18 protein-coding genes and 1 tRNA gene are annotated in these 19,519 nt (G+C 44.0%); 9 read left to right on the forward strand and 10 right to left on the reverse strand.

Annotated elements, in window-relative coordinates; genetic code table 11:
- Positions 1-35: 35 nt before the first annotated feature.
- The 3 genes from rtcA to ACS8FB_RS03540 all read left to right on the forward strand — a co-directional run bounded on the left by rtcA (position 36) and on the right by ACS8FB_RS03540 (position 4,010).
- Positions 36-1,130: an RNA 3'-terminal phosphate cyclase gene (gene rtcA / locus ACS8FB_RS03530; RefSeq protein WP_439261031.1), complete on the forward strand. Its 1,095-nt coding sequence runs from the start codon at positions 36-38 to the stop codon at positions 1,128-1,130.
- A 211-nt stretch (positions 1,131-1,341) separates the two neighbouring features.
- Entirely contained in the window at positions 1,342-3,147 is a 1,806-nt protein-coding gene (locus ACS8FB_RS03535) for an FMN-binding glutamate synthase family protein (RefSeq protein ID WP_439261032.1), read from the forward strand.
- A gap of 35 nt (positions 3,148-3,182) precedes the next feature.
- Entirely contained in the window at positions 3,183-4,010 is an 828-nt protein-coding gene (locus tag ACS8FB_RS03540) for a phosphodiester glycosidase family protein (RefSeq protein ID WP_439261033.1), read from the forward strand.
- A gap of 9 nt (positions 4,011-4,019) precedes the next feature.
- Here ACS8FB_RS03540 and ACS8FB_RS03545 read toward each other — a convergent pair whose 3' ends face one another.
- A complete protein-coding gene (locus tag ACS8FB_RS03545; protein WP_439261034.1) occupies positions 4,020-4,415 on the reverse strand; it encodes a DUF7079 family protein in 396 nt (131 codons plus the stop codon).
- Positions 4,416-4,552: 137 nt separating this feature from the next.
- On the opposite strand from ACS8FB_RS03545, the gene ychF reads away from it, so the two are divergent.
- From ychF to ACS8FB_RS03560, 3 genes are all read left to right on the forward strand, one after another.
- Complete coding sequence (gene ychF / locus ACS8FB_RS03550) at positions 4,553-5,644, forward strand: redox-regulated ATPase YchF (RefSeq protein WP_439261035.1); 1,092 nt, start codon at positions 4,553-4,555, stop codon at positions 5,642-5,644.
- A gap of 204 nt (positions 5,645-5,848) precedes the next feature.
- Entirely contained in the window at positions 5,849-7,297 is a 1,449-nt protein-coding gene (locus ACS8FB_RS03555) for a deoxyguanosinetriphosphate triphosphohydrolase (protein ID WP_439261036.1), read from the forward strand.
- Between the two features lie 98 nt (positions 7,298-7,395).
- Positions 7,396-8,076 (forward strand): TetR family transcriptional regulator, encoded by a 681-nt coding sequence (locus tag ACS8FB_RS03560; RefSeq protein ID WP_075103641.1) that lies wholly within the window; start codon positions 7,396-7,398, stop codon positions 8,074-8,076.
- 30 nt (positions 8,077-8,106) lie between these two features.
- On the opposite strand, the gene gspK is transcribed toward ACS8FB_RS03560, so the two are convergent.
- The 6 genes from gspK to ACS8FB_RS03590 all read right to left on the reverse strand — a co-directional run bounded on the left by gspK (position 8,107) and on the right by ACS8FB_RS03590 (position 13,141).
- A complete protein-coding gene (gene gspK / locus ACS8FB_RS03565) occupies positions 8,107-9,159 on the reverse strand; it encodes a type II secretion system minor pseudopilin GspK (RefSeq protein ID WP_439261037.1) in 1,053 nt (350 codons plus the stop codon).
- Between the two features lie 12 nt (positions 9,160-9,171).
- On the reverse strand, positions 9,172-9,978 hold the full coding sequence (gene gspJ / locus ACS8FB_RS03570) for a type II secretion system minor pseudopilin GspJ (protein WP_439261038.1): 807 nt from the start codon (positions 9,976-9,978) through the stop codon (positions 9,172-9,174).
- A complete protein-coding gene (gspI, locus tag ACS8FB_RS03575) occupies positions 9,975-10,463 on the reverse strand; it encodes a type II secretion system minor pseudopilin GspI (RefSeq protein WP_439261039.1) in 489 nt (162 codons plus the stop codon). The genes gspJ and gspI overlap by 4 nt, the downstream gene beginning before the upstream one ends.
- A 3-nt stretch (positions 10,464-10,466) precedes the next feature.
- Positions 10,467-11,339, reverse strand: a complete 873-nt coding sequence (locus tag ACS8FB_RS03580; RefSeq protein ID WP_439261040.1) for a pilus assembly FimT family protein — start codon at positions 11,337-11,339, stop codon at positions 10,467-10,469.
- A gap of 13 nt (positions 11,340-11,352) precedes the next feature.
- Positions 11,353-12,042 (reverse strand): TetR/AcrR family transcriptional regulator, encoded by a 690-nt coding sequence (locus tag ACS8FB_RS03585; RefSeq protein ID WP_058369688.1) that lies wholly within the window; start codon positions 12,040-12,042, stop codon positions 11,353-11,355.
- A gap of 310 nt (positions 12,043-12,352) precedes the next feature.
- Positions 12,353-13,141 (reverse strand): TatD family hydrolase, encoded by a 789-nt coding sequence (locus ACS8FB_RS03590; protein ID WP_439261041.1) that lies wholly within the window; start codon positions 13,139-13,141, stop codon positions 12,353-12,355.
- A 397-nt stretch (positions 13,142-13,538) separates the two neighbouring features.
- Here ACS8FB_RS03590 and ACS8FB_RS03595 point away from each other — a divergent pair, with 397 nt between their 5' ends.
- Positions 13,539-14,204, forward strand: a complete 666-nt coding sequence (locus ACS8FB_RS03595) for an acyltransferase (protein ID WP_439261042.1) — start codon at positions 13,539-13,541, stop codon at positions 14,202-14,204.
- 21 nt (positions 14,205-14,225) lie between these two features.
- Here ACS8FB_RS03595 and ACS8FB_RS03600 read toward each other — a convergent pair whose 3' ends face one another.
- Both ACS8FB_RS03600 and ACS8FB_RS03605 read right to left on the reverse strand, forming a co-directional pair.
- Positions 14,226-16,013 carry a GspE/PulE family protein gene (locus tag ACS8FB_RS03600; RefSeq protein WP_439261043.1) on the reverse strand — a complete coding sequence of 596 codons (1,788 nt, stop codon included), beginning with the start codon at positions 16,011-16,013 and terminating at the stop codon, positions 14,226-14,228.
- 71 nt (positions 16,014-16,084) lie between these two features.
- A complete protein-coding gene (locus ACS8FB_RS03605) occupies positions 16,085-16,978 on the reverse strand; it encodes an SAM-dependent methyltransferase (protein ID WP_439261296.1) in 894 nt (297 codons plus the stop codon).
- A gap of 546 nt (positions 16,979-17,524) precedes the next feature.
- On the opposite strand from ACS8FB_RS03605, the gene ACS8FB_RS03610 reads away from it, so the two are divergent.
- Positions 17,525-18,298, forward strand: a complete 774-nt coding sequence (locus tag ACS8FB_RS03610) for a ferredoxin--NADP reductase (protein WP_439261044.1) — start codon at positions 17,525-17,527, stop codon at positions 18,296-18,298.
- Positions 18,299-18,444: 146 nt separating this feature from the next.
- Positions 18,445-18,531: transfer RNA gene (locus tag ACS8FB_RS03615), tRNA-Leu, on the forward strand.
- Positions 18,532-18,743: 212 nt separating this feature from the next.
- Here ACS8FB_RS03615 and ACS8FB_RS03620 read toward each other — a convergent pair.
- Positions 18,744-19,439, reverse strand: coding sequence for a hypothetical protein (locus ACS8FB_RS03620; protein WP_439261045.1), 696 nt, complete (start codon positions 19,437-19,439; stop codon positions 18,744-18,746).
- Positions 19,440-19,519: the final 80 nt, after the last annotated feature.

The raw sequence follows: 19,519 nt of genomic DNA on the forward strand, positions 1-19,519 counted from the left end.
CCGAAGCCCTACTCATTCGCTAAAAAGAAAACCCTATGCCAAAAACCAAACCCCTAAAAATCGACGGCAGCACCGGCGAAGGCGGCGGACAAATCATCCGTACCGCGCTCTCACTATCGATGCTAACGGGCACGCCGATTGAGATTAGCAATATCCGCGCAGGTCGTGCCAAACCCGGACTTATGCGCCAGCACTTGATGTGCGTAGAGGCATCGCAAGCAATCTCAAACGCCAGCGTATCAGGCGCGCATTTAGGTAGCACGGCTTTTAGTTTTACGCCAAATACTGTTAAGTTCGGTGACTACACCTTTGATATTGGCTCGGCAGGCAGTACCAGTCTGGTGCTACAAACCCTGCTCCCTGCTCTACTATTTGCCAATGCCGATCAACATTGCAAATCAACCGTGACCATTAAAGGCGGCACCCATAATCCGATGGCACCGACCAGCGACTTTTTACAGCAGGCCTTTATACCTGCACTAGCGAAGCTGGGCATGCAAGTCGAACTTGAATGCCAGCAAGCTGGCTTTGCACCTATTGGTGGCGGCGTGGTTCAAGCGACTATCACACCGTTTATGCGTCGTGCTGATTCAAAATCATTACAGCTAACCAAACGTGGAGAGCTTATCAGCATAGAGCTGATCGCTAGTGTGCTCAATCTAGACTATGATATTTGCAAACGCGAGCTTGCCAGCGCCAAAAGTGCGCTCATTGAGTCAGGTATCAACGAGACGCTTATTAGTACGCAAGGCAATAAACTACGCGGCATCGGTGAGGGAAATACTTGTTATGCCCTCGTCACTCATAGAGTAACCCACAAAACTGGAGAGCACACGCACCAAGAAGTTTTTACCTTGCTAGGAGAAAAACGCAGCTCAGCGGAAAATGTGGGTAGCCGCTTAGCAGGACTGGTGAAACGTTATCTATTTCAAACGGATGCGCTGGTCGACGAATATTCAACCGATCAGCTACTATTACCTTTAGCCTTGTCAGGTGGTGGTGAATTTACAGCGCGTATGATTAGTGGGCATACTGAGACGCAAGCGTGGTTGATTGAGCAGTTCTTGCCCGTTGAAATTAAGTTTAATGCTATTGATGACGATAAAATACTGGTGCAAGTCGTCTGTTAAGCCACCTATGAGTATGAACATTATAATAACCACATTAGCACATTGTTACTCAAATACCGCTATGCAGTGATATCATATGTGTATGATATAGGCGATAAATTTGAGCGCGTTATTTGTGCTTAATAATGATAAAAGAGGGGTTTTTTGATCTACTTGCTCTTTCGATTATTATCGCCTTTTTAATCTTTACGTATTACTGCCGAGCCTTGCTATGCCCCAATCTCGTACCAATCTAAATCCTGAACCCAAACACAGTCGCCCTTACATCACAGGACTGCTACTACGCTATAGTACCTTTGGTGCCTCTATTTTAATTTTTTTGGCAGGGCTATTATTAATCAACTGGTGGTTGATTGTTATTGGTGGTTTGGCAGTAGGTTTAGGTATTTATGATCTAGTTCAATCCAAGCATTCCATCTTAAACAACTACCCTGTCGCAGGTCATATTCGTTACGTACTAGAGGATTTTCGCCCCGAGATTCGTCAGTATTTGCTTGAGGACGATAAAGAACAAGTACCGTTTTCACGTCAACAGCGGGCATTGGTCTATCAGCGTGCAAAAGGGGTCAGTGACACCAATGCTTTTGGAACGCTCGATGATTTATACGCGCATGGTAAAGAGTGGTTTTTGCAATCAGCGATTAGCGCACCTATAAAAAATAAAGACTTTCGTATCATCGTCGGTGGCAAGCATTGCACCCAGCCGCATGATATGTCCGTATTTAACATCTCAGCGATGAGCTTTGGAAGCTTGTCTGCCAATGCCATTATGGCGCTCAACCAAGGCGCGAAGATGGGCGGCTTTACCCACGATACGGGCGAGGGCGCAATCAGTCCTTATCACCGTAAATTCGGTGGGGACCTGATTTGGGAGATTGGTACGGGTTATTTTGGTTGCCGTGATGAAAATGGCGACTTCGACCCACAGTCCTTTGCCGAAAAAGCGGTTGACCCACAAGTAAAAATGATTGAAATCAAACTATCACAGGGCGCAAAACCAGGTAAAGGTGGCGTGCTACCAAGCGAAAAAATCACTCAAGAGATTGCAGATACGCGTCAAGTCTCTACTGGTCAAGACTGTGTGTCGCCCTCCTCGCATACTGCCTTTAGTACCCCGCGCGAGCTGGTGAATTTTTGGCAAGAGCTACGCGAGCTGTCCGGCGGTAAACCTGTGGGCTTTAAGCTGTGTATTGGTCAGCCGTGGCAGTTTATGGCGATTGTCAAAGCCATGATAGAGATGGACAATTACCCTGATTTTATCGTGATTGATGGTGCAGAAGGTGGTACGGGCGCAGCACCCGTTGAGTTTATGGACAATGTCGGCATGCCCATGGTTGAAGGGTTTTTGTTGGTACATAACACCTTAGTTGGGGCTGGCGTCCGTGACAAGGTTAAACTTGGCGTCAGTGGCAAGATTGTGACAGGTTTTGATATTGCTCGTCTAATCGCGCTAGGCGCCGATTGGTGTAACTCTGCGCGCGGCTTTATGTTTGCGGTTGGCTGTATTCAGTCGCGCTCTTGTCATACCAATACTTGTCCAACAGGGGTTGCAACCCAAGATCCGTATCGTCAAAAAGCGCTCGATGTGCCAAGCAAAGCTGAGCGCGTTGCAAGCTTTCACAAAAACACACTCAAATCGCTCGCCAGTATTGTCGGGGCAGTTGGTCTTGAGCACCCAAGCCAATTGCAACCTTATCATATTGCACGTCGCCTAGATGATGGTCAAATTAAGCTACTATCGAAGTACTTTTACTTTACAGATAAGGGGGCGCTACTTGATCAAAGCGCTCGTGCTGATGTCTTTAACCAGATGTGGGTCATGGCAAACCCTAATAGCTTTTTGGCAAACAACGATGCGCTGATTGCTTATAACAAAGACTCGCGTGATAAAGGTAAAGAGACCAGCGCCCCTACAGAAAAAACCGTTAATAGCCCAGAGTATGATGAAGTCGATGGCGGTCAACTGATTGGTAATGTAAACAATACCTTTCGCGACCTTCCATCCACTAATCATTAAAAATAGTTTATAGGGGCTGAGCTATTATTATTGATATGACAAAAGATAGCGGATTGATATCAAGCTTTGTGTTTGCCTTACTGTTGACCCTACTCACGGTAAGCCTTAGCGCCTGCCAGCCGATAGATGCTGACAAATCTAATACTGGTACGCAAAGCTGGTCATGCCAGTCGCAAGATTCACCCTTTACTTATAGTACCTGTCGCATCAATGCTGAGATACTAAATAGTGAACGCTACTCTCTACAGCTGTTTTGGCAACAACCTGATGGCTCAAAACCATTACTTACTTTTGCTAATTTATTGAATACGCTGCCAAAGAAACAGAACTTAGTTTTTGCCATGAATGCAGGCATGTACAATGAGCGTTACGCACCGATTGGTTATACAATCATTGAAGGTGACAAGATTCGCGCTTTAAATCTAAACGCAGGCGGTGGTAATTTTCATCTATTACCCAATGGAGTCATGTGGTGGGATAAATCTGGCAACGTGCAAATCACTGAAAGTCATGCTTTAGCTGAGCAGCTTAACAGTGGCGAAGTAGATCCTTGGTACGCCACCCAATCAGGGCCAATGCTGGTCATCAATGATGAGATACATCCAAAGTTTAACCCTGATAGTAGCTCACGTAAGTTTCGTAACGGTGCAGGCGTTTGTAAGGATGGCAGCATACAGCTCGTCAATAGCGATGAGCCTGTGACATTTTATCAGTTTGCATCCTTATTTAAGGATAACTTAAACTGTCCAGATGCGCTGTTTTTAGATGGCGGTGTTGCTTCAGCATTATATGCGCCCAGTATTGATAAGCACGATAAAAAAGAGATGGGTGTGATGATTGGAGTGGTTGAAACTAAAGAATAAGCCTTAACTTTAAAAGTCAAAATTTTGTAACTCGTTTGCTTGCTTTTTTTGTGCTCGGCGCATTCTGGCCATTAGCTTTAACCAATCTTGCTTCAAAAAAACCTTGTAAAACTTTGCCTTTAATAAGACCTTACGACGATAAAACCCATTGGACTGCATTTTAGCCAAATGCTGCTGCATGCTAGAGAGGACGTAATTCTCACTAAATTTCTCGCAGACAGTCGGTGTGGGCATCAGTAAATTGCTCATACAAACAGGGGCGACTTCATGAAATAAGATTTGTTCTACTTCGCTGATGGTCAAATGAGCCACTTGATTGGCTATGTGCTCATGATTGATACGATGGTCGACGAACAAGTCTGACAACGCCATCCATACCAGTTCTCTATCACTTAAGCTACTCATGTCTTTGCCTCAGTCCCGCACTATTTACTAATGCCTTACTATGAAATTAGCATATCTATACGCCCGCTAACAGCTAAACTTTGCTACAATAGCGCCAATTTTTATTCCACAATATATTAAATGATTGAGAGATTACTATGGGTTTTAACTGCGGCATCGTCGGCCTACCAAACGTAGGCAAGTCCACTTTATTTAATGCCTTAACCAAAGCGGGAATCGCCGCTGAAAACTTCCCGTTTTGTACCAAAGATCCTAATACTGGTATCGTACCAGTGCCAGATCCACGTTTAAAGAAGCTGGCGGACATCGTCAATCCTGAGCGCGTCTTGCCAACGACGATGGAATTCGTCGATATCGCAGGCTTGGTCGCTGGCGCCTCAAAAGGTGAAGGTATGGGCAACCAGTTTTTGGCCAATATCCGTGAAACCGATGCCATTGCCCATGTGGTACGCTGCTTTGATGATGATAATGTGGTGCATGTCGATGGACGCATCAGCCCAATTGATGATATCGAAACCATCAATACAGAGCTGGCACTTGCTGATTTGGACGCGGTTGAGCGCGCGATTTTCAACTTAACCAAAAAAGCCAAAGGCGGTGATAAAGATGCATCAGCTATGCTCGATGTGTTCAAAAAAATCGAGCCGCTCTTAGCTGAAGGTAAAGCGGCGCGCGCAGCAGGATTAGATAGCGATGAGAAAAAACTGATCAGAAGTTATGGTCTGATTACCTTAAAGCCTACCATGTATATTGCTAACGTGTCTGAGGATGGTTTTGAAAACAACCCTTATCTCGATGCTGTACGCGACTACGCCACGGGTGAAGACTCTATCGTAATCGCCTTATGCAACCAAATCGAATCTGAAATCGCGCAACTGGATGAAGATGACAAAAAAGACTTCTTAGAAGACATGGGTATGGAAGAGGCAGGTTTGGATCAAGTGATTCGCGGTGGTTATGACTTACTCGATATGCAGACTTACTTTACCGCTGGCGTTAAAGAGGTGCGTGCTTGGACTGTCGCTATTGGTGCAACAGCGCCGCAAGCGGCGGGCGTGATTCATACTGATTTTGAGCGTGGTTTTATCCGCGCTGAGGTCATCGCTTATGATGATTTTATCGAATATAACGGCGAAAAAGGGGCTGCTGCCGCTGGTAAATCACGCCTAGAAGGCAAAACCTATATTGTACAAGATGGCGATGTGATGCATTTCCGCTTTAACGTATAAGTGTCCCAACAGTATGAGCATTTTGCCTGCTTGCTGACTTACACAGTCTTAGCATAGTACAACTAAAAGTCAGCCTTCGCGCTGGCTTTTTTTATTATACTGATTTAACGGATGTCAAACCTCACGCATTAGACATCGCACATTTTTATAAAGCGTATCTCAAAAGACGATAATGTTAATGACAATAATAATGGAATATAAACCATGCCTGCTCATTTTAATAAGCTTACTACCCCAGCCGATCATTGGGCACGATTATTCACCGCACAGCGTCTAGGTAGTGTAAAACCAGCCCCTATCCAAGACAGTGCTCGCTCCTCCTTTCATAAAGACTATGATCGTTTGGTGTTCTCGCACTCCTTTCGTCAGCTCAATCAAAAGACTCAAGTCCATCCATTAACCAATCAGCTAGGCATTCATACACGCCTAACTCACTCTTTAGAAGTGTCTTGTATTGGGCGCTCGCTAGGAATCATGGCAGCAGAAAAGCTTCATGATAAATTAGGCAATGGCCTACCTGCAGGTGTCACGCCAGCAGATGTAGGCGTCATCGTCCAAGCAGCCTGTCTTGCTCATGATATTGGTAATCCCCCTTTTGGTCACGCTGGTGAGTACGCCATTCGTGATTGGTTTATGCATTCTGATCGCCAATCAGTTTTACAGAATATCAGCGATAACGAGCGTCTTGATCTGTTTGCATATGAAGGCAATGCGCAAGGGTTTCGCCTACTGGTCCGTAATGAGCATCATCCTGACTTGGGCGGCATGCGCCTAACCTGTGCGACATTAGGCGCCTTTATGAAATACCCATGGCTAGCGGCGCACAGCAATCCGATAAATAGCACTCTAATAAACAGCAACCAACATCAGAGTGCTTATCAAAACGACCCTATCCCTAAAATACAAAAATTTGGCTGTTTTTATAGTGAAGCTGCACAGTTGGAGCAGTTGGCGGACTGTTTGCAATTGCCACGCTCAGAGCAGCACGATGGTTTTGCTCGTCATCCGCTGGCTTATCTGCTGGAAGCGGCAGACGATATCTGCTATGCGCTTATAGATTTAGAGGATGGAATCAATTTGAATATGCTCACTTATCATGAGGTGGCGACGATATTTTATGAGTTGATTGGCGAGCGTCCTAGTAGTATTGACTTACCTGCACATCTCTCTGTGCGACAGAGCCTAGCTTCACTGCGAGCACGCGCAATGATGCGCTTGGTCAATACCGTGACCGATGCTTTTGTGGTAAATAGCGATAAGTTGCTAGCTGGAACCCTCAATGGCAGTTTATTTGCGCATTGTGATGCAAGTGTGCAAAATGGTATCAATCAAGCCAAGCAATTAGCACGCGAACAGATATTTAATCATCCAAGTAAAGTGCGCATGGAGCTTATGGCGAACCAATGCTTACATCGTCTACTTGACTCATTTATGCCATTGGCATGGATGGCACATACAAGCGCATCAAAACCTTTTGAGCAGCAACGCCTCTTAAGCTTGTTACAGCCCCATCTTGATGAAAACAGACGCCTACTGACAGAGGATATTTATCATAATATTCTAAATATTTTAGACTTTATTACTGGTATGAATGATCATGAAGCTTATAGGTTGGCGCAAGAGTTGCAGGGTCATTGGGGTACAATGGTTTGATAATCTCGCTGTTAGTATCGACGCTAACCACGTATTTCATTCGTATTTTTGCGTTGAAATGAGTATGATAAACATCTATTAGGTAATTTTGAAATATTATGAGCAGTCGCGAACAAAAAAAGCTTCAAACTCGGCGAGCATTTTTTAATGCAGTGCTAGACTTATGCATCACAGGGCAATCATTTAGCTCCATTAGTCTTAGACAAGTAACTCGTGAAGTTGGTGTGGTGCCGACGGCATTTTATCGTCATTTTGATGACATGGAATCATTGGGTGAAGCATTGGTCGTTGAAGAGCTAGGCGGTACCCTTGCGATCTTACGTGATGGTCTACAGATCGGTCGCAAACGCAGTTTTGATCGTCAAATTGCAAAAAGCATTCAATTGTTTTTACAAACCGTCAATGCACAGCCTCGTTATTGGCAGTTTTTGGTCAGTGAGCGCTTTGGTGGCTCAGAAGCTGTCCGTAAAGCCATTAGCAATCTAATAAAAATGCATGGAAAAATCTTGGGAGAGGATTTGGCACTGCAGCCTGCCTTCACGCATATCAACGATTATGACCGCCGTTTATTGGCCGAAGCTGGGGTCAATATGTTTTTTTCTTGGATTATTGATTGGTTAGAGCTCACATATTCTGAAGAGCACGACGATGAGATGAATCCAGCAGAAATCGAGGAGAAAAAACAATTAATGCTACATAATTGTACTCGCCAAGCGCAAATGTTGTTTTATGGTGCTTACAATTGGAAGTCAAGCGAAAAGACGCAGCTTAATGATTAACAATGCATTTTTGAATAATAGTACTGGCTGTTAAAAACTAGGACGAAATGCCCATAAGCGCTGTGCTACGACTGTTACGGTCTTAGCTTTGCTATTATTGTTACCGCTGTTGTTAACATCATCATTATTATTTATATCGTCGTCGTCATTTTCAGAGTTCGTTTTACTGATTAATACTGTGGCAAACCGTTGCGGCGAGACGCCTACATCGCTATTGCCAGTTGCGGTAATAAGCGCTCTGAATGCTTGACTATCCACCGCTAATAACGATTCAAACCCTTGACGCGCCTCAGCACTCATACTGATGAATGGCGGTAACTGCCATAAATCATCAACAGAGGCCAACACTTGCTGCGTGCGCAAGTCTGTAAACGCTTGCATCTGCTGTGGGGTCGCCTCATCCATCAATGCAGCTAATAGTACGGGGCTTGCTGTATTGATATTAATTGGCACAAAATAAGGGACTGCGGTAACATACGGGCGCAAAATTGCCAATGTATCAGCATTTACCCCGCGTACCTCTTGGAGTTGGTCGATACTGACCAATGATTGATTGGGCAGTGCTTTATTTGCGCGAATATTTGTTTGCTCACCATATAAGACACTTTCATCACCGCCATCGTTATAGATTTCATTGTCTGGGTCTTGCCAATCAAGTATCGCGATAGCGATTTCAGGCTCTAGGTTTAACTGGGTTAACAAACGCTGAAATACCTCCAATGCATCGCTATCGACTGCGTTATCATGATAAAGATTATTGATATTAAAACGACTGGCCTCATCGCGCAACGCGATAGTGATGCTGTGCGACCCTAAAGTATAGGACGGCATCGGCTGCGCCCAAATATCCTGCATGCTATCGTTATCATTTAGCTTATCATCAGCACGAATAATGGTGATCGCTAACTGCTTTCCTGCTTCAAGGTCTTGTAGCAACTGATCTTGATTAAATAGTAGCCCACTGCGACGAATAACGATTTTTTGGCTCGCAAGCATTGCCCCTGCTACCACTGTAATACTGACGACCAAAAGCAAGATGGTCAATAAGGCCACGCCGCGCTGGGAGTCTGCTGTCATTGTCATAAGCGCCTCCTATTATTGGCCGTTTGTCATGTTATCAGGGTTATTCTCGTTGTTGTTATTACCGCCTATATTGGTATTAAGTCCACTACTATTAACTGGCAGAGGTTGCGGCGCAAGCGCCCATTGCCATGTAAGCGGCATATCTTGATAAGTAAAGCTTATCCCTACCCCTTTGGGAAGTAAGACAGTCTCCACTTTATCGAAAGCAGAATTAACGCTATTGTTGTTCTCATTATTACCGACTTGGCGTTCCGTACTAGGGAAGTTATTACTGACCTCAGGTAGGTAGGCTTGCCAGCGCCCCGCTGTGACACCGCTGAGCAGCACTGTATCTAGGCTGACGCTATCAGCCTCCCTTTCGATACTATGATATTGTCGCCGAATAAGACGTTGATCTGTAAAGACATACTCCACACGCTGCAAACTTGGACTGGTTTGATAGCGCGGATCCGGATCGGCAAAACGCACAAAACTAAGCTGCTCACCATCTAAATTCATAAAAGGTTCAGCAGTTACAGAGTCTTGTTCGCTATTAGTATTGTTGTTAGCATCATTACCATTGGTGTTGGCATTCAGGTTGGAGCCATTCGCGCTACTATTTTGCGTAGAGGGGACTTGATAGGCAACGACTTGACCCATGTCTTGTTGCAGTTGCAAATACGCATATTGTAAGACCGCAAGCTGATCGGCATGGAACTGTGCCCGCTCGCGCGCACGGTTGACTCCATCAAACACCTGCCATCCTGCGACGGCAAGCATTGCAAATATTGCCATCGCGACCATAAGCTCAAGTAAGGTAAAGCCGCGCTGCTGCCTCACAAGTTGCCTCCACTTGGATTTAAACTACTCAGATCTAAGCTACCGACATCTTGTTCTGTATTGCCTAAGATCACATCGATATCTGTTACCGCTGAGCGCACTTGCCCATCAACAATAGGCGCAACGCTAATATTTACCTCTTTTAACGCTGGCGACAAAGTACTATTGACGGTCATTGCTACTTGCCACGCGCGGCCTTGCGCATCCATCGTTTGCGTGCTATTGGCTGTCAACCACGACTCTTGAATCCGTAAATCAGCCGCGACGTTTTGTGCTACAAAATGCGCAAGCGTGCGCGTACGTAGTACCTCAACCGAGCTTAAATATGCACTACTAGCTCGGCTAGCGGCAACAGCGACCACTGCCAGTATCGCAAGCGCCACCATCACTTCTATCAATGTAAACCCACCCTCACGCTTTGTTAGTAAGGTTTGGCGTGTGCTACGAGTTGTCATGTGCGCTGTTGGCTTACAATTCTTCGTCATCAGCTACAGTCCTTGTCCTATCGTCATACTACCATCCGGCATAATAGTGATGACTTCTCCGACCAATCGCGATTGATGGCGCACCTCAATCGTGACAGGAGTTGCTTGCCCTGTACCAAACCATAATACCTGCGGCACTGCTTGCCCATTAAACCAAGGCTGTAAAGTTTGAGTGGACTCAAGCCCTGACGCACTGTTTGCCTGTAGACTTTGAATGCTTAAGCTGACCCCAGCTGGCATTTGTGGCAATGTGACTTCCGTCTCCAGCTCCCAGCTGGGCGTTGGTTGGTTATCGCCATTAGCGCCTGACATACCAGACAAGTCTGCAGATAACTCCATTGCGTTTTTGGGTGTACTATCGCCGTTTGGCATTACCGATTGAGTCTGATAGCCGATATAAGGGTTTGATAAACTCATGATAAAGGGCGTTACTTGACCTTGCTTGTCTGCTTGCAAGCTTAAACCCATTGGCTGCATACGCTCAGCTGCCAGTAGTCTGACATAGCTCAATGAATCAGTAAGATGCTCATAAAAGGCGCGGTTTTTTCGGGACTCACTACTACCGACTGATACAGCAATCATGCCAGCAAATATAGACAAGATAACCATGACCACCATGATTTCGACTAGAGTAAAACCAGTCTGTGAACGTGCTAGTATTGGCAATACAGTTTTTGAAGAAGGTACTTGATTAGGTAATGCTTGAAAATATTTTTTTTGCGAATAGCTTTCTTGAGGCTTAGGAGATTGACAACAGCGATGACAATGACTGAATTTTATAGCCATGTCGTTATTTATACTAGACAGTTTATTGCCTAGGGGACAAAAGGCATGCTCGACCACTGAGCGGGAATGAGTCTTTACAGTGATCGGCATGTTATACCTGTTATTAATAAGTCGTATTACGATGTTCTTCTGATTCTGTATCAATTTGCTCAACCAATTCTTGCATGTCTTCATCCAATACATCTTGGTCCGTCGCATCAGCTGGATAATGACTGGGTAACTCAAGCATCTGCTGCACAAAGACATAACGTAGAGTATCGCGGCGACCTAAATAACGCTGATAAAAACTAGAGTTCAATAGCCCAGCCCCGCCTTGACCCATCGCCCAAATGGAAGACAAATAATCACGAGTGCTCAAACTGCTACGTTCATCTTTTAGATAAATGCTGATAATATCGAGCAGACGCTTCATACGCTGGCGGCGAATATCATATAGCTCACCGAACAGACGATTGAGACCAGTCACTGAAGCTGCCAGACGTTCTTCTATTTGATTGAGCAGCATGGCTTTTTGTGGATTGAGCAGCTGCTGAAATATCATCCGCGCAATCCCTGCCGATGGACAATCATCAATACGATTTATCTCAAACAGCTGCTCTTCATAACGAATAATAATACGCAGATACAGCTCATCTTTACTCGAGAAATGCTTATATAGCGTCCCTTTTGCCAGATCCAGTTGATCGGCCAAACTGTCTAAAGTGATATCACCGTCGCCTGACTCAAGTAATAACTGCTCAGCCATCGCTAAGATATTCTCTTCGCGCGCTTTAAACTGATGTTGACGACTCATAATCTCTCCTAAAACTTGGCCAAAATAAGCACGTGACCATATTGCGATAACCAGTACAATAGATAGTGAAATGATAATGTCAGTATAAAGACTGCATAAAAACTATAATGAACTATATTTATATTCGCTTAATGTAGTCGATACCGAATAAAACCGATACGTGGTAACGTGATGCGCAACTGGTATAAACTTTTATAGCGAATTAACTATATTTATGCATAATCATACGCTTACGCTCTTATACTTAATAACTGGGTACGCAGCAAAAAGACTATACAATTAATGACTGACTGGTCATAGCATAACGATTTTAATGATACTGTGCCAGTAAATTTTCAAAGTTTTTTGCAGTCAGCGCCCCTACTTCATCACTACTACAGCCATACATATTAGCAAGATAACTGGCAACGTAAGGAACATACGCCGGCTCGTTAGGTCTACCGCGTTTGGGCACAGGTGCAAGATACGGGCTATCTGTTTCGATAAGTATTCTGTCTTTGGGCATATTTTTTGCTGCATCTTGAATCATTTGCGCACTCTTAAAACTCACAATACCTGAGAACGAAATATAAAACCCTAAATCCAGCGCACGTTTTGCTGTCTCCCAATCTTCGGTAAAGCAGTGAATAATGCCATGTTCAGCGCCTTCTGCTTTTAAGATATCGATAGTATCCTCTTTGGCATCACGCATATGTACGACTAGGGGTTTTTTCAAGCGTTGACTGGCATGTATATGACGGGCAAGGCTGGCTTGTTGCTCTTTTTTATTTTCTGTTGACCAGTAGTAATCCAGTCCCGTCTCACCTATTGCCCAGACATGCTTAGCGTCAGCGGTCTCTATCAAACGCTCAACCGTCGCTGATTGCAATATGCCAATATCTTCACAAGGATGGATACCCACACTCATGCCTAGATTTAACGTCTCATCACCGTAAGTGCTGACAATATTGGCAATCTCATCATATTCAGCAAAATCACACATAATCGCCATCGCACGGGTGACATTGGCTTCTTTCATAGCAGCTATCGCGCCGGACAATCGACCATCATACTTCGTTAAATCTAACCGGTTTAGATGGCAATGGGTATCAGTAAACATAAACAATCTCGTTAATAAGTAACATCTTTTAAAATATGGATTTGGTAATCGCTACACTATTTATTGCTATAAATAGCACTGTTTTCAAGCGTTCTTTAACAGTAAACTATCAGGCTATAGTGAGTTCAGTATAAAAACGATACAGTGGAACTGGGATGAATTTTACGCAGTATCGAGCTGCGCAGGCACAGCACGCCAGAAAAATTTATACCAGTTCCGCGTTGAAATATAATGTATCTATTTTATTTAGAATCGACTATAGCTATTTATAAAACTTAACTTAGCTCTATAGATGCCGTAAACATGGCTAAAACCTCATAAACCCACGACGCTAATAATGGCGTATCACTAGCAAAAACATCGCATCTTTTACTCACCCTTTACAAGCCTTATCATTATGAATCATAAAAAAACCGTTACCCTACCACCTATCATAAAGACTCTGCTACCTAAGTATTTGTACAAACAGCGGTTCTTATTGCAGGACAACGGACACGACAATCAAATCGATATTGCTACAGATGCGCGTATTATTGGCAATTCAGTCATTACCATTCGTAAGGGCCATGACAACCAAATCACCATCGGTGAGCATGGACAATTTAACACCTTAAAAATCGATATCAATGGTAGTCACAATCAAGTCACTATCGCAGATCATGTCAAATTCTCTGGTCAATTATTAATCGTTGGCAATCATTTGCACATTCATATCGGTGAGCGTACCACTGCCATAAACTGTTATATTTTGGCACGCGATAAGAGCGTGACTATCGGTAACGCTTGCATGATATCGCGCGGTATTGAAATTCGGGCAACTGACGTCCACAAAGTCTACGATATAGACTCTAATGTGCGACTAAATGATGCTCATGCTGATGTTGTCTTAGAAGATCACATATGGATTGCCGCCAATGTGACTATCTCTAAAAACGTCACTATCGCTAGCGGGTGTATCATTGCTGCAGGCGCTTTTGTCAATAAACCCATTGAGACCCCAAACTGTATGGTGGCGGGTACGCCTGCAAAAATCATTCGCCAAAATGTACGCTGGGAGCGCTAAAGATAGCTCAAACCATGTTAGCTAGTTAAGTGGCACCACGCGCATTACCTCTTCTATGGTCGTCACCCCTTCACTGATGCGCTTCGCTCCAGACAGGCGTAGTGGTTGCACGCCTTCGCGGTACGCTTGTTGTTTGAGGGTATCCAAATTGGCATCAGCCGCTACCAGCTTTTTTAGCTCATTCGACAATGGCATGATCTCGTACAGACCAACGCGGCCTTGATAACCTGTATGGCGACAGTGCTCACAGCCCTGCGCCGTATAGATTTGTGCTGGCACAGCAGCGCGCCAAGGCTGTACCAACTCCTGCCACTGAATAGCCATTTCGCTATCTGATTTGACATCAACTGCCTGCTTGCAATGTGGGCATAATGTACGTAACAAGCGCTGCGCCATCACGCCCAAGATAGTTGCCGAAGTCAAAAACGGTTGGACACCCAAATCATGCAAACGAGTCAGGGAGCTTGGTGCATCATTGGTATGCAACGTCGAGAGTACCAAGTGTCCAGTTAGGGATGCCTGCACTGCCATGTTGGCGGTCTCGTTATCACGAATCTCACCGACCATAATAATGTCCGGGTCTTGACGCATTAAAGAGCGGATACCATCAGCGAAGTGCAAATCCACGCCCGTATTGACCTGCATTTGGTTAAAGGCGGGCTCAATCATCTCGATAGGATCTTCGATAGTACAGACATTGACTTGCTCAGTCGCTAGCTGCTTGAGCGTACTGTATAGAGTAGTCGTTTTACCAGAGCCCGTCGGACCGGTGACCAAAATAATGCCGTTTGGATGTGCGGTCAGCTCCTGCCAAGTTTCAAGCTGCTTACCCGACAATCCAAGCTGAGCAAACGAGCGCACCAACACTTCTGGGTCAAAGACGCGCATAACCAGCTTTTCACCAAAAGCAGTCGGCATGGTAGACAGACGCAGCTCAGTCTCCATTCCATTATGGGTACGGGTTTTTAGGCGGCCATCTTGCGGTTTGCGCTTTTCTGCCACATTAAGACGTCCTAAGATTTTAATACGCGCGGTTACCGCGACTATAATCGCAAGTGGCATCTCATAGACAGTATGCAGCACGCCATCGATACGAAAACGTACTTTGCCTGTCTCACGGCGCGGCTCTAGATGAATATCACTGGCGCGCTGCTCAAAGGCATATTGCAGCAGCCAATCGACGACTTTGACGATATGTTGGTCATTGGCATCTGGATTGGTGTTGTCGCCTAACTGCAATAAAGCCTCAACATTGGTCACATCAGCAGCCGCACGCTTATGCACACTATTTGCCCCGGCAATCGCTTGTGTGACTTGGTAAAACTCTTGCCGATAGCGATTAATTTGTTCAGGATTAATATAGACCGTGCGATAGCTTTTAGATTTAATCAGCTTTTCGATGTTTGTGTGCCAATCGGTATAAAACGGCTGATCGGTACCGATGATGACCTCATTTAATGTAACCTCAATCGGCAAAATATGCTGCGAGCGTGCGTATTCAAAAGACATCAACTGTGTCACCGCTGGCACATCAACCTTTAACGGATCAATACGCACGATTGACATATCTGCTTTGGCGGCCAGCCATTGGTTGAGCCATGCCAGTGTTAATTTATTCTCGGAACTATTATCAAGCGCATGACCATTTGGCAAACCAAATTCACTAATCGTCAGTAGCGGATGCTGCGCCTTATCACGGCGACTAGTAATCACCAAATTATAGCCACGCTGGTCAATCACCCTATCTGCCAATAGTTCATCAAGACACCAACGTAAATCAATCACTATCGAATACTGCTGAGCGGACATATTTTTCTTCTTTTTAATCTAGGTAAAATGAGTACTACTGCTTGCATTGGTTAGCTAACTATTTAAAAAAACTAAGCTACTTCCACAATTGCCATGATTTGTAACTGCCCTGACTCTATCAACTGAAAGCTCACATCCACAGACTTATAGCGCATCGTAAACACTTTGTTTATCTCCGTACGGCGGTACGCAGGACGCGGATCTTGCGCGATCAAGGCTTTTATAGAGTCGATATCAGAGATGAGCAATTGGTTTTGTATCTTGCAAACCGTCGAAGATACCGTAGCATTATTTGTACCAACATCCTGATGGTTGGTTTTGTCAGATTGCCCTATCTTAACCAAATTCATAAATTGCTTGTAAGCAGACTCAGTTATCGTCACATTGAGCAGCGCCGGCGCAGTTGGTGCAAAACCACTTTTTGCCTCAATAACAGCGTCGCTATAAGCGACATAGGGTTTGATATCGATAATTGGCGTACCATCAATCATATCAGCACCGCTAATGATCAGTAATATGCGACCTTCTACCACCTCAACCCGCTCAAGCTTAACCACAGACAGCCCTAAACCTGATGGTCGATACATACTGCGACTGGCAAACACCCCTATCTTCTGATTACCGCCTAGTCGTGGTGGTCGTACTTGCGCGCGAAAACTACTATCCGCTTTGTTAGCATGCTCTTCTGTACTCCCATGACTGGCTTTGCTTACCTGACCACTTTTATGTAAATTGTTATGATGGAACTGCCAGCTGAGCCAAATATGACTAAAGGCTTCTAATCCGACAAACGCCGCTGGTGTATCGTAAGGCGCTAACATCTCAATCACGCTAGTCAATGCCACCAAATTTGGCTGTCTTGGCGCCCCAAACTTCTGTGACAATGGCGCACGATGATAGCCAATAATTGGCGCATGGTGATAGCCTTCTGACGCATAGCCCTCCGGTAGATTGCCCTCTACCATATTGTCACCTGACATAAAAACTCTCCAAAAAACTTGCCAATAGTGACAATTTGTCTATTCAAAACAGATTTATACAATAAAACAGACTGACTATAAAACAGTCTCATCCAATCATACAAAATTATTTACTAACGATATTCTATTTTATCATGCCCGCTTAGAGCCGCTGAGCGGATTTTTATTTTAAAGTTTGGTATTATGAGCGTGGAATTTATTGAGAATCGTTTGTATTCGTATACTGGCGTCTCTATACATATACTTAACAGGCATTCAGGTCTCCTTATAACGCTTAATAATAATGTTAAAATAGCGGTTTATAATGCAGCCTATTTGCTTGATTCATAATGCTATTGAACTCATAACACCCAAGATTAATAAGTTTAATATTTTAAATTTTAAGCGGTTGCACTCACTGTCTCTATCATGATTTTGATAATGGTCATAAGCGACATAGACTTTTAGAGTATTGAATCTACCGTTGAAAATTTTAATTTAATACTCATTTAAACCTAATAATGTAGTCAGTAATCTATTAACGAGGACTTTATGTCAAAACTTCGCACCGAAACGGTCACAGAGGTTCATCACTGGAATGACGCTCTATTTAGCATCAAAACCACGCGCGATGACGGTTTACGTTTTCGTAATGGTGAGTTTGCGATGATCGGTCTCGCTATCGATGGTAGACCATTACTGCGCGCTTACTCGATTGCTAGCCCTAACTATGAAGAGCATTTAGAATTCTTTTCTATCAAAGTCCAAGACGGTCCATTGACTTCACGCTTGCAGCATATCAAAGTCGGTGACGAGCTATTGGTCAGCAAAAAACCAACAGGTACCTTGGTATTAGACGATTTATTACCAGGTAAACACCTTTATATGCTATCAACGGGTACTGGGCTTGCGCCGTTTTTAGCGTTAGCACGTGACCCTGAAGTTTACGAGCGCTTTGATAAAATCATTTTGGTTCATGGCGTACGTCATATTGATGATTTGGCTTATCAAGATATGTTTGAAAACGAGCTACCAAATGACGAAATCTTTGGCGAATGGTACCGCGAAAAGTTCATCTACTATCCGACTGTCACGCGTGAAGAGTTTAGAAACACTGGGCGCGTCACTGATTTGATGAAATCAGGCAAACTGTTTGAAGATATTGGTTTGCCACCGATGAATAAAGAAGATGACCGTGTGATGATCTGCGGTAGTATGCCCTTCAATGCGGAAGTTTCAGCGATTTTAGATGACTTTGGTCTTACTGTCTCACCGCGTATGGGCGTACAGGCAGATTATGCAGTCGAGCGTGCCTTTGTAGGATAATGTGGCTAAGGCTGATAATATTAAAATGCAATTTATATAAATATTTCTTGACGACTGAAAATAGGCTGTTATAATACGCAGCCTATACAGTCAACCCTGTAGCCCAATTCGATAATATTTATCTAATAAACATTATCATCTAACATGCCAGTGTGATGGAATTGGTAGACATGACGGATTCAAAATCCGTTGCCTTTAAAAGCGTGTCGGTTCGAGTCCGACCACTGGTACCAATACTAAAATACCGCTAACCATAAATCGTTAGCGGTATTTTTTTGCGCGTTGGTTTATAAATCTATGCTAAAAAATCTACAATATAGTTGTTACTAAATAAAATAGAGACATTGCATTAATATGAGAGACTGGTACAAATTTTTCTTGCGTGCTATATATATTGACTCTATCTCATAGAGCATGTGGAATATAACTTACTCTAAAACCAAATCTATTCAGCTTCATCTATGAGGGTATTTAACGCTTCTGCCATATCGTCATCGATAAGATTGTCTTCAATATAATTGACCAATTGATGTATGGTGCTCAGATCCATCTCTTTAATACCTAAGCTGACCAGCTCTTCGTTGATAGACTCTAAACTTACAACATCTTCAGGGTTGCCCAATAAGTGTTCATCAAATCCAGCATTGACGAACCAATATAGCTTTTCTAGTACGGTGTTTTTTTCGGTCAAGGTAGAATAACCATCGCCTTGGATAAATAAATTAAAATGATAAGGTATCTCTACATCATTGATGAAAAACGTGCGCATACAGTCTATCGTGTAGGCTTGGCTATCACTATTCTCATCGTCTACATTGCCTTCGCTGTTTTCAATCTGCTCTGTGACTAAGCTTCCTACTATCTGATAATCGCCTGTTTTTACCTTGTGATTATAGATGATAGTAGCGTCAGCTATGGCGTCAAAAATGACCGCGCTAACATCTAGCGTATTGTCATCGATATCGTAAAAGGCTTTTAGTGCGGGTAAAAACTCGGTTAACTCATCTTCAGACACTGGCGTGAGAAACTGCTGCTCGTATATGGTTATCATGTCTTCAGGAGCATAAGTATTGACGTTGTCTTCTTCATTTCTGCCGGTAGGATTGAGCGGAATAAGGTTAAAGGGATTGTTATTGGTCATGTATAGTGCCTTGTACTAGAAGTTCGCTGTATTGATAGCTGTGACCACAGTTCTAGCGTATATCGCTAGTTATGACGCCA

Origin of the sequence: Psychrobacter sp. 1U1 (assembly GCF_051847535.1) — a bacterium.
Taxonomy (GTDB): Bacteria; Pseudomonadota; Gammaproteobacteria; order Pseudomonadales; family Moraxellaceae; genus Psychrobacter; species Psychrobacter saeujeotis.